Source organism: Ensifer sp. 2TAB8, assembly GCF_052115125.1.
GTDB lineage: Bacteria > Pseudomonadota > Alphaproteobacteria > Rhizobiales > Rhizobiaceae > Ensifer.
Window position 1 is genome coordinate 67588 of sequence record NZ_JBFRGB010000018.1, and the last position, 14302, is coordinate 81889.

The 14302-nt window shown below is 64.0% G+C and carries 11 protein-coding genes; 6 read left to right on the forward strand and 5 right to left on the reverse strand.

Going from position 1 to position 14302, the window contains the following annotated elements; all coding sequences use genetic code 11:
• Positions 1–34: 34 nt before the first annotated feature.
• Positions 35–787, forward strand: coding sequence for a M48 family metallopeptidase (locus tag AB4Z53_RS25300; RefSeq protein ID WP_441598283.1), 753 nt, complete (start codon positions 35–37; stop codon positions 785–787).
• Positions 788–811: 24 nt separating this feature from the next.
• Here the strand turns inward: AB4Z53_RS25300 and AB4Z53_RS25305 are convergent, their stop codons facing one another.
• Entirely contained in the window at positions 812–1006 is a 195-nt protein-coding gene (locus AB4Z53_RS25305) for a YqaE/Pmp3 family membrane protein (protein ID WP_113538265.1), read from the reverse strand.
• Positions 1007–1163: 157 nt separating this feature from the next.
• Between AB4Z53_RS25305 and AB4Z53_RS25310 the strand changes: the two genes are divergently transcribed.
• From AB4Z53_RS25310 to AB4Z53_RS25330, 5 genes are all read left to right on the forward strand, one after another.
• Complete coding sequence (locus AB4Z53_RS25310; RefSeq protein ID WP_441598285.1) at positions 1164–1838, forward strand: phosphoribosylanthranilate isomerase; 675 nt, start codon at positions 1164–1166, stop codon at positions 1836–1838.
• On the forward strand, positions 1835–3055 hold the full coding sequence (gene trpB / locus AB4Z53_RS25315) for a tryptophan synthase subunit beta (RefSeq protein ID WP_441598287.1): 1221 nt from the start codon (positions 1835–1837) through the stop codon (positions 3053–3055). Before AB4Z53_RS25310 ends, trpB begins: the two co-directional genes overlap by 4 nt.
• 4 nt (positions 3056–3059) lie before the next feature.
• A complete protein-coding gene (trpA, locus tag AB4Z53_RS25320; RefSeq protein ID WP_441598289.1) occupies positions 3060–3899 on the forward strand; it encodes a tryptophan synthase subunit alpha in 840 nt (279 codons plus the stop codon).
• 50 nt (positions 3900–3949) lie between these two features.
• On the forward strand, positions 3950–4864 hold the full coding sequence (gene accD, locus AB4Z53_RS25325) for an acetyl-CoA carboxylase, carboxyltransferase subunit beta (protein WP_113538261.1): 915 nt from the start codon (positions 3950–3952) through the stop codon (positions 4862–4864).
• Between the two features lie 111 nt (positions 4865–4975).
• Complete coding sequence (locus AB4Z53_RS25330) at positions 4976–6319, forward strand: bifunctional folylpolyglutamate synthase/dihydrofolate synthase (RefSeq protein WP_441598291.1); 1344 nt, start codon at positions 4976–4978, stop codon at positions 6317–6319.
• Positions 6320–6414: 95 nt separating this feature from the next.
• Here AB4Z53_RS25330 and trxA read toward each other — a convergent pair whose 3' ends face one another.
• From trxA to AB4Z53_RS25350, 4 genes are all read right to left on the reverse strand, one after another.
• Entirely contained in the window at positions 6415–6738 is a 324-nt protein-coding gene (trxA, locus tag AB4Z53_RS25335) for a thioredoxin (RefSeq protein WP_034801674.1), read from the reverse strand.
• 86 nt (positions 6739–6824) lie between these two features.
• On the reverse strand, positions 6825–10394 hold the full coding sequence (gene addA, locus AB4Z53_RS25340; protein ID WP_441598293.1) for a double-strand break repair helicase AddA: 3570 nt from the start codon (positions 10392–10394) through the stop codon (positions 6825–6827).
• Entirely contained in the window at positions 10384–13572 is a 3189-nt protein-coding gene (gene addB, locus AB4Z53_RS25345; RefSeq protein ID WP_441598295.1) for a double-strand break repair protein AddB, read from the reverse strand. The genes addA and addB overlap by 11 nt, the downstream gene beginning before the upstream one ends.
• Complete coding sequence (locus tag AB4Z53_RS25350) at positions 13569–14300, reverse strand: nucleotidyltransferase family protein (RefSeq protein WP_291156491.1); 732 nt, start codon at positions 14298–14300, stop codon at positions 13569–13571. The genes addB and AB4Z53_RS25350 overlap by 4 nt, the downstream gene beginning before the upstream one ends.
• Between the last annotated feature and the right edge of the window lie 2 nt (positions 14301–14302).

The following is a 14302-nucleotide window of genomic DNA, read 5'->3' on the forward strand; positions in this document are numbered from 1 at the left end:
GGCGAAAGCCCCGCGAATCGGTTAGAAAGCCTGCATGTTCCCTTCCTTCAAGCGGCGCATTCAACCTGCACCACCCGCCACGACGCGGCAGATCGAGGTCGCCGGCAAATCCTTGCCGTTGACGATCAAGCAGAACGCGCGCGCGACCCGCATGACGCTGCGCATCGAGCCTGGCGGCCGGGCGCTGAAAATGACGATCCCCCAGGGCCTGCCGGAGCGCGAGGTCAACGCCTTTCTCAATCGCCATCAGGGCTGGCTGATGACGAAGCTTGCCCGCTTCTCCGGCGAGAGCCAGATCGAGGAAGGCGGCTCCATCCTGATCCGCGGCATTTCCCACCGGATCGAGCGCACCGGCAAGATCCGCGGGCTGACGGAAGCGATCGTGATCGATGACGAACCGGTTCTGCGCGTGAGCGGCGACGAGGAGCACCTGAACCGGCGCATCGTCGATTTCCTCAAGAAGGAAGCCCGCCAGGATCTCGATCGGCTGGTGGCGATCTATACCGGCCGCATCGGCCGGCGCGCAAAGTCGCTGTCGCTGAAAGACACGCGCAGCCGTTGGGGATCGTGCTCGGCCGATGGCGCATTGAGTTTTTCCTGGCGCATCGTCATGGCGCCGCCCAAGGTCATCGCCTATCTCGCTGCTCATGAAGTGGCGCATTTGCAGGAAATGAATCACAGCCCGGACTTCTGGGCGCTGTGTGGAAGGCTTTGTCCGGATACGGACGATGCCAAGCGATGGCTTCGCCGCAACGGTACGATGCTTCACGCGATCGACTTCGATTGAGCCAGCCCGAAGGCTGTGCGTGCGTTATGTGCGGTAGCGCAGCGCTTCGCGGATCTTCTCGTCGGTCTTGTATTGGCTCAGCGCATAGACCGACCAGATCGCCGCCGGAACCCAACCGATCAGGGTGAGTTGCAGGATCAGGCAGATGAGGCCGGCAAAGGGACGGCCGATGGTGAAAAACTGCAGCCAGGGCAGGATAAGCGCGAGCAACAGGCGCATCAGTCTCTCCATTGTGGTAAAATGCATATGGTGAAAGCGCGCCTGCCGCGCAAGGGGCGCAACGGCCGTCGGGACATCGTGCCGGAGGCGCTGGCTGGGGCCTCGCGCGTCGGTTTTTGGCTCGACTCGCGCGACATTTCATGCAAGGTCGCTTCTCATGAAAACCGAAGTGAAGATATGCGGGCTGAAGACCGCGGAAGCGGTTGAGCGTGCTGTCGCGCTCGGAGCATCCCATACCGGCTTCATCTTTTTTCCCAAGAGCCCCAGGAACATAGAGCCTGATGATGCGGGCCGTCTGGCGGACCGGATTCGCGGCCAGGCGAAGATCGTCGCCGTCACGGTCAATGCTGATAACGACGAGCTCGACGAGATCGTTTCGGCGCTCAACCCCGATATCCTGCAGCTCCATGGCAGCGAGGACCCGGAACGGCTGCTGACGGTCAAGGCGATGTACGGCCTTCCTGTCATGAAGGCCCTTTCGGTGCGCGAAGCGTCGGACATCGAAAAGATCGACGCCTATGTCGGCATCGCCGACCGCTTTCTCTTCGATGCCAAGCCGCCTGCGGGTTCTGATTTGCCCGGTGGCAACGGTGTTTCCTTTGACTGGAAGCTGCTCGATGCGCTTGACGGAAGCGTCGATTACATGCTTTCCGGTGGGCTTAACGCCGAGAACATCGGCGAGGCCATGGTGCAGACTCGCGCCCGGGCCATCGATATCTCCTCCGGCGTAGAGAGCGCGCCGGGCGTCAAGGATCTGAAGCTCATGGAATCGTTTTTCAATGCCGTTCGCCAGGCGGAGGCGGGCATGCCACGGTCAGGGAGCAGGACGTGAACCAGGCGCCAAAGTTGAATTCTTTCCGGGGCGGTCCCGACGAGGACGGCCGTTTCGGCATTTTTGGCGGCCGCTTCGTGGCCGAGACATTGATGCCTTTGATCCTCGACCTGCAGGACGAGTGGAACAAGGCAAAGGACGATCCGGCCTTCAAGGCGGAGCTGGCACATCTCGGTGCCCACTATATCGGCCGGCCGAGCCCGCTCTATTTCGCCGAGCGACTGACGGCCGAACTCGGCGGCGCCAAGATCTACTTCAAGCGTGAGGAGCTGAACCACACCGGCTCGCACAAGATCAACAACTGCATTGGCCAGATCCTGCTTGCCAAGCGCATGGGCAAGACGCGCATTATCGCCGAAACCGGTGCCGGCCAGCACGGTGTGGCTTCGGCAACGGTTGCGGCACGCTTCGGCCTGCCCTGCGTCGTCTACATGGGCGCGACCGACGTCGAGCGCCAGGCGCCGAACGTCTTCCGCATGAAGCTGCTCGGTGCAGAGGTAAAGCCGGTAACGGCCGGCAGCSGCACGCTCAAGGACGCGATGAACGAGGCSCTGCGCGACTGGGTCACCAATGTCGACAACACCTATTATCTGATCGGCACGGCTGCCGGCCCGCATCCCTATCCGGAAATGGTCCGCGATTTCCAGGCGGTCATCGGCCAGGAAGCCAAGGAGCAGATGCTCGCTGCCGAAGGCAGGCTGCCGGATCTCGTCGTCGCTGCCGTTGGCGGCGGCTCCAACGCGATCGGCATCTTCCATCCGTTCCTCGATGACGAAAGCGTCAAGATCGTCGGCGTCGAAGCCGGCGGCAAGGGCATCGAGGGCGACGAGCATTGCGCCTCGATCACCGCTGGTTCGCCCGGCGTGCTGCACGGCAACCGCACCTATCTGCTGCAGGACGGCGACGGCCAGATCAAGGAAGGCCATTCGATTTCGGCCGGCCTCGATTATCCCGGCATCGGTCCGGAGCATGCCTGGCTGAATGATGTCGGCCGCGTCGAATACGTGCCGATCATGGACCACGAAGCGCTCGAAGCGTTCCAGACGCTGACCCGCCTCGAAGGCATCATTCCGGCGCTCGAGCCGTCGCACGCGCTTGCCGAGGTCATCAAGCGCGCACCGAAGATGGGCAAGGACGAGATCATCCTGATGAACCTCTCCGGTCGCGGGGACAAGGACATCTTCACCGTCGGCAAATTGCTGGGAATGGGGCAGTAAGATCATGACCGCACGCATGGACAAGAGATTTGCCGATGTGGCGGCCGAAGGACGTCCGGTCCTCGTCACTTATTTCATGGCCGGAGATCCGGATTTCGAGACGTCGCTTTCGATCATGAAGGCGTTGCCGAAAGCTGGCGCCGACGTCATCGAATTGGGCATGCCCTTTTCCGATCCGATGGCCGATGGCCCGGCGATCCAGCTTGCCGGTCAGCGCGCGCTGAAGGGCGGCCAGACGCTCGCCAAGACGCTTGAGATCGCCCGTCGTTTCCGTGAAGACGACCAGCGCACGCCGATCGTGCTGATGGGCTACTACAATCCGATCTATATCTACGGCGTTGACCGTTTTCTGACCGATGCGCTCGCCGCCGGCATCGACGGCCTCATCGTCGTCGACCTGCCGCCGGAGATGGACGACGAACTCTGCATCCCGGCGCTTGAGAAGGGCGTCAACTTCATTCGCCTGGCGACGCCGACCACGGACGATCGTCGCCTGCCGAAGGTGCTCGAAAACACCTCCGGTTTCGTCTACTACGTGTCGATGAACGGCATCACCGGCTCGGCTCTGCCCGATCCGTCGTTGATTGCCGGTGCCGTCGGCCGTATCAAGGCGCACACCAACCTGCCGGTTTGCGTCGGTTTCGGCGTCAAGACGGCGGAACATGCAAGGGCCATCGGAGCATCCGCCGATGGCGTGGTCGTCGGTACGGCGATCGTCAACCAGATCGCGTCGAGCCTGACCGAAGAGGGCAAGGCGACGGACGCGACGGTTCCGGGTGTTGAAGCGCTGGTCAGAGGGCTCTCGGCAGGCGTGCGGTCCGCACGCCTCGCAGCAGCCGAATAATTGCCTATATTAGCGCGCACAACCCGAAGGAAATCTTCAGGAGTTACTAAGTGAACTGGATCACAAACTACGTTCGGCCGAAGATCAACTCGATGCTGGGCCGCCGGGAAGTTCCGGAAAATCTCTGGATCAAGTGCCCGGAAACCGGCGAGATGGTGTTCCACCGCGATCTCGAGGAAAACAAGTGGGTCATCCCGCAGTCCGGCTTCCACATGAAGATGCCGGCCAAAGCGCGGTTGAAGGACCTGTTCGACGGCGGCATCTATGAAGCGTTTCCGCAGCCGAAGGTTGCTCAGGATCCGCTGAAATTCCGCGATTCCAAGAAGTATGTCGACCGTCTGCGCGACAGCCGCACCAAGACCGAGCTTGAGGACACGATCGTCGCTGGCCTCGGCCGCGTTCAGGGCGTCAAGCTCGTCGGCGTCGTGCACGAGTTCAACTTCATCGGCGGCTCGCTCGGCATGGCGGCCGGCGAGGCGATCATCAAGGCCTTCGAAAGGGCAATCGCCGAGAAGTGCCCGCTGGTGATTTTCCCGGCATCGGGCGGCGCCCGCATGCAGGAAGGCATCCTGTCGCTGATGCAGCTGCCGCGCACGACGGTTGCCGTCAACATGCTGAAGGAAGCCGGCCTTCCCTACATCGTCGTGCTCACCAACCCGACGACCGGTGGCGTCACCGCATCCTATGCGATGCTTGGCGATATCCATATGGCCGAGCCAGGCGCCGAAATCGGCTTTGCCGGCAAGCGGGTGATCGAGCAGACGTTGCGTGAGAAGCTGCCGGAAGGCTTCCAGACCTCGGAATACCTGCTGGAGCACGGCATGATCGACATGGTCGTCAAGCGCCATGATCTTCCGTCGACGCTCGCTCGGGTCCTGAAGATCCTGATGAAGAAGCCGGCAGAAGCCTCGAAGCTCAACGGCGGCACGCAGCCGGCCGCTTTGCCGGTCGCGGCAAGCGCTTAAGGCTGTTCTAGGAAAAATCTGAACCGGATTTTTGGAATTTCGCACGAAAAATGAACATCTCCGCGCGACGGAGATGTTTCGGCAGTCGAGCTTGTCGCGGTGGGGTGAGAGATGACAGCGGTGGAAGCCAGCGAAGCGGGCTATGAGATCGAAAAGCTCCTTGCCCTGCACCCCAAGGGGTTTGACCTGTCGCTGGACAGGATCACCCGGCTTCTCGCCGCGCTCGGCAACCCGCAGGACCGCCTGCCACCGGTGATCCATGTCGCCGGCACCAATGGCAAGGGCTCGGCAACGGCGTTTTCGCGGTCAATCCTGGAGGCCGCCGGTCTCAGCGTTCACGTCCACACGTCGCCGCATCTCGTCAATTGGCACGAGCGCTACCGCCTCGGCGTCAAGGGCGGAAGAGGGAGGCTCGTCAGCGACCCTGTTCTGGCCGATGCCGTGCGCCGGGTGGCTGAAGCCAATGCCGGCGAGAAGATCACCGTCTTCGAAATCCTGACCGCGGTCACCTTCCTTCTCTTCGCCGAGCATCCGGCGGATGTCGCGATCATCGAGGTTGGCCTCGGTGGCCGTTTCGACGCGACCAATGTCATTGCCCGACCCGCCGTTTCGGTCATCATGCCGATCTCGCTCGACCATCAGGCCTATCTGGGCGATCGGGTGGAACTGATCGCCGCGGAAAAGGCCGGCATCATGAAGCGCGGCTGCCCGGTGGTGATCGGCCACCAGGAGGAAGAGGCCGCGCGCGACGTGCTGATCTCGACCGCCGAGCGGCTCGGCTGCCCGATGTTCGTTTATGGCCAGGACTTCATGGCGCATGAGGAATTCGGCCGTCTCATCTATCAGGACGGGAGCGGGCTCTCCGATCTGCCGTTGCCGAAGCTGCCGGGACGTCACCAGTACGCCAACGCCGCCGCCGCCATTCGCGCCGTGCGGGCCGCGGGCTTCGATGTTTCGGAGGCGGCGATCGAGAAGGGGCTTGCCAGTGTCGAGTGGCCGGGGCGACTGCAGCGCCTGACGAGCGGCAAACTTACACGCTACGGCCCGGCCGATGCGGAAATCTGGGTCGATGGTGGCCACAATCCCGGTGCCGGCCAGGTGATCGCCGAGGCGATGGCGACCTTCGAAGAACGCGAATCGCGCCCGTTGTTCCTGATCATCGGCATGATCAACACCAAGGATCCGATCGGCTACTTCCGGGCGTTTCTCGATCTCGCCGAACAGGTCTTCACCGTTCCGATCCGTGGTTCGGATGCGGGCCTTGATCCGGTGGCGCTTGCAACTGACGCCGCGGCTGTCGGGTTTGAGGCTTCGGCCGTCTCTTCCGTCGCCGAAGCGCTGACGATCATTGCCAGTCTGGTCGATGAGGATCCGGCTCCGCCGCGCATCCTGATCGGCGGCTCGCTCTATCTTGTCGGCGATGTTCTCGCCGACAATGGCACGCCGCCGAAGTGATCCGCCGGTGGCGCCGCCCTTCCGGAAATGTCAGATTCAAGACAAGAAAAAAGCCCGGCATGCCGGGCTTTCTGCTGCGGTAGTCAGCGAAGGCTTCAGGCGACCGCCGTGGAGATCCACGAAGAAAGGGCCGTCTTCGGCGCAGCGCCAACCTTGATATCAGCCACTTCACCAGCCTTGAACATGGCCAGCGTCGGGATCGAACGGACGCCGTACTGGGCGGCCAGTTCCGGGTTTTCGTCAATGTTGAGCTTGGCAACCTTAACCTTGCCGGCGAGTTCGTTCGAGATTTCCTCGAGGCTCGGCGCGATCATTTTGCACGGGCCGCACCATTCAGCCCAGAAATCGACAACCACCGGCTCGGCGGAGTTCAGCACTTCCTGCTGAAAATTGGACGTATCGACCTTTACAGTAGCCATAGGCTGCTCCTTGCGTTCGGAATGGCAGTATCCAGATGTTGTGTCTCATGTGAGATGGCACCGCTGGATTTTCAATATCGGGTATCTCACTTTGTCGCGAGGTCTTCAAGGCTCCTGTCGAGCGCCTGATCCGCAACGACATGGACGGCCGGCCCTTCGGTGAAGATCAGCACGCATCGGAACGCGTGTCCGGGATAGAGTGGCCGCAACAGCTCGCGATAGATCGCAAGCTGTGCCCTGTAGGCAAAGGGGATATCCCCTTGCGAAGTCGGTACCTGCCGGTTCGTCTTGAAATCCGCAATGGTCACGATGCCGTTGCTGACGGCGAGCCGGTCGATGCGGCCGGAGACCGCGTGCTCGCGGGTGCCGAGGGTCAACGTGCCCATGACCGAGACTTCGGCACGGCTGCCGGTCGAGAAGAGCGCCTCCAGATCGGGGTGGTCGAGCACGTTTTCAACGCCGGCAATCAGCGCTGCGCGCTGTTCGGGCGACCAACGGGGCACGGAACGCAGGAGATAGCGTTCGGCTGCGGCGCGGCGATCGTCGCCGGCAATCATCGAGGGCAGGACCTGCAGGAGCCGGTGCAGGATGGCGCCGCGCAACATCGAGAGATTGGCCGGTGCCTTCTCTGAAAAGAGCGCGGATCCGACGAGCGCATCACCGTCATCCTCGTCGATGGCGATGCCGACGCCGGAGGGGCTCAGCGGCCGCGGCAGCTGCTTCTGCGGCGGCAGCGGTGTCGAGAGTGCTTTTGGCAGGCCGGATGCCGGGCGGCTGGCGTCCGGTGTCGGCGTGTCCTTGGAGGGAAGGTCGCGTTCAAGCTGTTTCTCGCGCCAGGAATGGCCTGACCATTCCTCGCCGCCCGCATGAAAGGTCTTCGGGTGGCCGCGGCCATTTTCGTCGCCGGCGAGGCTCGCCTGAACCATAGCGTGCCATGTTTCGGCGACGGCCCGCTGCCCGCGATAGCCGCAGACGATCAAGCGATCGGCGGCGCGGGTCATGCCGACATAGAGCAGGCGGCGATACTCTTCCTCGGCGAGCGTCTTCAATCGGTCGCCGTCGGCGGTCACGAGCGTATTCGATTCCGAGCCCGATGCGCGCCACACCGGCAACGACAGGGGTGCGCCATTCCGTTGGGAGAGCTCAAGGAAGCGAAGAGACGGGACATGCTGGTTGCTGAACGCCGCTCCACCGCCGTCGACGAGGAAGACGACCGGCGCTTCCAGGCCCTTGGCGGCGTGCACCGTCATGATCCGCACTTCGTCGCGTTCCTTGTCCTGCTCGCGCTTGACCGTCGGCGCCTCCATTTCCAGCGTCGAAACGAACGCCTGCAGGCCGGGGAGACCGCTTCTTTCCTGATCGAGCGCGAAAGTCAGGAACTCGTCGAGAATGTCGCTGACCTCGGTGCCGAGCCGCGCCAGGAAGGCGGCCCGGCCGCCATGGACGCCAAGAATGCGGGCATATAAATCGTGCGGCGCAAGCTGGTTGGCGAGCGCCATATAAATCTTGAGCGACCTTGCTGTCTGGTGGAACAGGATACCTTCGGACGCCTCGGCCTGCAGCCGTTGCCAGAGGCTTTCGCCCTCCTTGCGTCGGGCAGCGAGCTCGAACAGTGCGTCTTCCGCGAGATTGAACAGCGGGCTCTTCAGCAGCGCGGCGAGTGACAGGTCGTCTTGCGGCAAAAGGACGAAGCGTCCAAGTGCGAGCAGGTCCTGAACGGCAATATGTTTGGTGAGCACCAGGCGGTCGGCGCCGGCGACCGGAATGTTGTTTCGGCGCTTGAGGGCGCGGGTCAGGGCGTTCACGAAGGCGTCGCGCTTGCGGACCAGCACGATCACGTCGCCCGGGCGCATCGGTCGGCGAACACCCTTCTCGACGATCGTCTCCTTGCCAATCCAGCTCTCCAGCGTGGCGGCGATCCGGCGAGCGAGGATATTGACCGGTGCACTCTCGGGTGCCGCGTCGAAGGCCGCTGTCCACTCCTCGTCCGTATCCGTCGGCTCGGTGGCAATCACCTCCCAGACGTCGACCGCGCCGGGATGTCCGATGCGGTTCGAAGCATGGACGACAGGCTCGTTGCGGGCACTGAGGCCCCGGGCATGCGCCGGATTGGCAAAGACGGCGTCGACGGCGGAAAGCACGTCGACGGTCGAGCGGAAGGAGAGCTGGAGGCGGATGGGCTCGAACGCCTTGCCGCCGTCGCGGACCCGGCGCTCGGTCTCCTGGCTCTCGCGCGAAAACCGCTCCGGCCGTGCGCCCTGGAAGGAGTAGATCGACTGCTTCTCGTCGCCAACGGCGAACATGGTACGGGCGGTGCCCCGCGCGCTTTCACCAGAGAAGAAATCGGCAGCCAGCGCCTGGATGATCGTCCATTGCGCCGGGCTGGTATCCTGGGCCTCGTCGACGAGGATGTGGTCGATGCCCTTGTCGAGCTTGTAATGCACCCAGGCACTGACGTCGCCGCGGGCAAAGAGCGCCGCCGTGCGGTTGATCAGGTCCTCGAAATCGAGCTGGCTGCGTCGCCGCTTGAGTTCCTCGTAGTCGACGTTGAGCCTTTCTGCGAGCGTCAGCGCGGCAAGCGTCGCCTCGAACATCTTGAGAATGCTGATGTGATCGATGCAGGCGACGACGTGGCGGTAGGCTTCATCCACGAGGTCAATGAGATCGGGCGCCGCCTGCTGCATCGCCTTGTTGAGGAAGGTCGATTGTGCCCGCGCCTTGCCAGTCCCAGTGAAGAACAAATGCCTGAGACCGTCATAGCGTGCGCCCACATCCGTAAGCTTGGAAACGGTTCTCATCCCTTCCGCGAAGTCGAGCACCTTTGATCCGCCGACACTCGTGGCCAGCGAGACGTACCGTTCCAGGGCGGCGCCGTTCAGTCCCGCCAGCGGCCAGATCGCGGCCATCGCGCTGTCGACGCTTTCGGCCGGTGTCAGCTTCAGGGCACGGCGCAACTCCGCCTCGGTGCCACCGTGCGCATCGGCATGCTCGAGGAAGGCCTGGATCGAGGTGCGGTTCTCGACGATCGCCGCGAGCAGTTTTTCAAGCCCGGTATCGTCGGCAAGGTCGAGCACGGTGGCGAAGGCGCGCGCCAGTTTCGGATCGTCCTTGGCCGCCGTCGCCGTCAGCAGCATGCGGCGCGCATCGGCAAGCAGCACGGCGGCAGCGCGATCGTCGAGAACCGAGAAATGCCCGGCGACGTTGGCTTCCAGCGGAAACTGATGCAGCAGCGCCTCGCAGAAGGCATGGATCGTCTGGATCTTGAGGCCACCGGGCGTTTCGAGCGCGCGGGCAAACAGGCGACGCGCCTCTTGCAGCTTCAGCAGACCAGGGCGTTCGCCCTCGATCGCCTCGATCCGCTTTTCGAGCGTCGCGTCGTCGAGCGTGACCCATTCGGCCAGCCGTTCGAAGACGCGGTTCGACATTTCGGATGCCGCGGCCTTGGTATAGGTGAGGCACAGGATCGCCGAGGGACGGCAGCCGGCAAGCAGCAGCCGGATCACTCGCTGGGTCAGCACGTGCGTCTTGCCGGAACCGGCATTGGCCGAAACCCAGGCGGAACGCGCAGGATCGGAGGCAAGCGACTGCCGACGCGAGGTCCAGTCGAGCCAGCCCTGCGGCGTCGCCTGTTCGGGGCCGAGGCTGTCATCCCTCATCGCCGTCCTCCTCTTCGCTGTCGGCTGTTGACCATTCGGCCACGCGTGCCAAATGGTCATACTCGCCGCCGTAATCGCGTTCTTTTTGAACAATCACGCGTGACGCAAAACCATGCTTGCCCGAGAGCAGCGCACTCAGGAGCTTTCTAAGCTCGGTGAGGGATTCGTCGGCGAGTAGGTCGGCGGATTTGGTTTCCTTGGCTTTGCTGCCCTCGTTATTCACCGTCTCGTGCTTGAAACGCGATCCGGGTTTGAGCCGGACATAGAGCAGCGATTGCGGATGACTGGGCGGCACATCCTTGAAGGCACCGGCCTTGAGAGCAGCCGCTTCGAGGGCGAGCTGCGGGTCGAGCAGCACACGCGCCTCCTTGACCGATGGGCTGGAGCCGGTCTTGTAGTCGATGATCTCGACGCCGCCGTCAGTCAGCGTATCGAGCCGGTCGGCAATGCCGGTCAGCCGCATGTCGGCGACGCCGAGCTCCATCGCTGCGGCCACCTCGGTGCGCGAACGACGGATAAAACGCGCACGCTCTCGCTCCCACTTGATGAAAGCCAAGCCGACGGCGGCAAAGCGCGGCCGCCAGATCGTATCGATATGCGTTGGCAGTCGTGCCTCGTCGAAAGCCTCGTTCAGCAGCCGATGCATCGCTTCCTCGGCTGCTGGGGACTGGAGGTCGAAACCGCCGCGGACGAAACGTTCGACGATCTGGTGATAGAGCGTGCCGCGCTCGGCAGGACCCGGGTCACTGTTGAACGGTAGCAACGGGTGCAGGCGAAGTATCCGTCGGGCGTAGATCGCGTAGGGGTCGCGCCTCAGCCGCGAAACTTCGCTGAAGGAGTATTTGCGCGGCTGCAGGTCCGCCGGCGGCTTGGGGGCAGGGCGCTCGGCCAGCGGCTGCCTTCCTCCGTCGTCCAGCATGCGGGCCCAGGCCAAATAGTCCGCACCATTGGCCCTCAAGGCCGCCGTCAGCCGTTCGCCGCCGAGTGCCAGCAAGCGCTGTAGCCAGCGCGAGGCGACGGTGGGTGCAGCGCCCTGGCGCATCGAGCGGGTGAAGATCAGCCGTCTTGTGCCGCAGGCCATCTGGAAGTCGTGCGCGAGCTGGCCGATTCGCCGCTCCGGCGGCTCAAGACCGATGCCTGTCTTCATCGTGCGCGACAGGAACGGGTCGTTGGCGGTCTGGCCCGGCCAATTGCCCTCGTTCATGGCGCCGAGCACCACCAGATCCATGCTCTGCAGGCGGGACTCCAGCGCACCGAAGATGAAGACCCGAGGGTGGCGCATGGAACGCGGCTTGACCGCAGCACCTGCGGCAAGCGCCTCCATGACGTCACACCATTGCGGTCCGTCCGCCGTCATCTGACCATCGGTTTCGATTATGCCGCGAAGCAGGGTCGCGAGCGTATCCGCCGCCTCGCCGGACCAGAGCCCGCCGAGATCGCCGCGCTCGTCGGCTGACGCAGCTTCCATCGCCTGGCCGCTGCGCGTCGCCCAGTCGGCGAAGGTGAACTCCTCCGAAAACACACGGCTGCCGTCCTTGCTGCGCGTGAGCGCGGAAGCCAGTGGCGCCACGGCAAGCCCGATCTTCACCGCCAGATCGCGCGCAGCCTGAAGCTCCTCGGTGCCTATGCCGGCCCGCCACTCCGGTGGGTGGCGATCGATCTTGTGGCCTGCAATCGCCGCCTCGAGCAGTGGTTCAAGGGCGAGAATGTCGATGGTCGCGGTGCTGCCGCGCAGTGCCATGCGTTCGAGCGCGTCGGCGCCCTGTCGCATCGCATCACGCGAAAGCCCGAAACGCGCCAGCGGATGTTTGAGCAGCGCAACGAAGGGCACGGGATCGCCCGGCCGCAGGCTTGCCTCCAGGAGAAGGCGCATGAAGCTGCCCTGCGGCGTCGAGGATAAAGGCGTGCCGGCGGAATCGTCCGCCTCGATGCCGAAGCGCGCGAGCTCGGCGCCAACCCGTCGCGCAAGATTCCGATCTGGCGTGATCAGCGCCGCCTGGCTCTCGTCGCTGCCTTCGAGTGCCAGCCGCAGCGCAACGGCAATTGCTGCCGCCTCCTCGCGCTCGTTGGCGGTCTCGATCAGGGCCGCATCGCTGAAGGCGGCGCGCAGTGAATCGGGATCGAGTTCACTGCGCATTTCGGTCCAGGCATTGGTGGCCTTGGCCGGCAGAAGTGCATGAGAAAGGATCTCGGCGCGGAAATCGAGGTCGGACTTAGCGTCGGCCAAGGCGGCCACGTCGGGACGGAGCACGGCCATGCGTTTCAGCAGCCGGTAGAAACCGTATTGCGGGTGGCTGCGGCTTGCCGGGTCCGGCCTGCCGTCGAGTGCTGCGTCGGCGACGATCATGTCCCATTCGGCGTCGCTCATCGTCTGGTCGAGACCGGGCAGCACGATCGTGCCGTTCGGTAGCTTCTGCACGGCGGCGATCAGCGCGGCGGTGGCCGGAATGGAGCCGGTCGAGCCGGCAATGATGATCGGGCCCTCGATCTTGCCGCCGGCAATGCGCTGCGTCTCGGCCTGCAGGATGGCGTTGCGGTGACGTGCAGGCGAGGATTGCTTGAGTTCCTCCAGCCGCTCCGGCCAGTAGCTGCGGGCAATCTTCAGGAATTCGAGCGTCAGCTGCCACCAGAGTGCATGCTCGCCGGCATCGAGCCGGTCGAGCTCGTCCCAGTCCAGCTCTTCCGTCTCCATCGCATCGATGAGATCGGCAAGATTGCGCGCGAGCCAGATCGCATCGGCCGGGCTCGCCGGCGCAATCAGCGGGCTTTCCGCATGGATGTCGAGCACCACCTTCGGCAGGCGGTTGCGCCAGGCGAGGATAAGCCGGCCAAGCTCGATCAGGCGGGCGGTGCCGGGCAGGGGCGGGGCCAGATCGAGGATCGCCGGGACCTCGGCATCGAAGAAGCCGCTGTCGTCGTCGGTCTCGCCGAGCGCCTTGATGGTGGGCAGAATGGTGGAACGGCCGCCGAGCAGATCGACGAATTCGGATCTGAGCACACGGGCCGAGCGCCGCGTCGGCACGAAGATCGTAACGCCCGCGAGCGGCAGGGGATCGGCCGCGTCGTAGCGGAAGTCCGGGGTCAGGCTACCGTCGCAGAGCTTTTCGGCGAGCGTCTTCAGGAAGGGGAGGCCAGGCGGGATGGTGAAGACGTTGGACCGGCGGCCGCTCACGCTCATCCTCCCGGCTGATGGCGGCGGATCGCCGCCTCCGCTTCGCCGATCGCTTCGGGTGTGCCGACCGTCATCCAGTGGCCGTCGAGCAGGAGGCCGTACAGGCGTCCCTTCTCGGCCGCGCGGTCGAAGTAGATGTTGAGGTTGAAGGCGTCACCGGGCGCGTCGGCAAAGAGCCGGGAGTGAAGCGCGATCGCGCCGGCATAGACCACCGGGTTCGGCAGGCCTTCGGTGTACCGCGCCAGCCTGCCATCGTCGCCGAGCGAAAAGTCCTTCTTGCCATTGTGCCCGGTCGTGTCCTCGTCGCGCACGCACAGTAGCAGCATGTCCATGCGATCGGCGTCGAAAGCTGCAGCAAGCCGCGTCAGATTGCTCGGCACACCCGAGGGCTCGCCGACCCAGAAGAGGTCGGCATTCATCACCAGAACGGGACCTTCCGGCAAAAGTTTCAAGCCCTTGGCCAGGCCGCCGCCGGAGTTCATCAGCGCGTCGCGCTCGTCCGAGATCAGGATCTCCGGCGCGCTCCGCCGGCTGAGGTGCCCTTCCACCTGATCGGCAAAATGGTGCACGTTGACCGCGGCCCTGGTGACGCCGGCCTCTACGAGCAGGTCCAGCACATAGTCGATCATCGGTTTGCCGGCGATTTCCACGAGCGGCTTCGGCATGGTGTTGGTGATCGGGCGGAGCCGGGTGCCGAGGCCCGCGGCGAGCACCATCGCATTGCTGATCGACATTG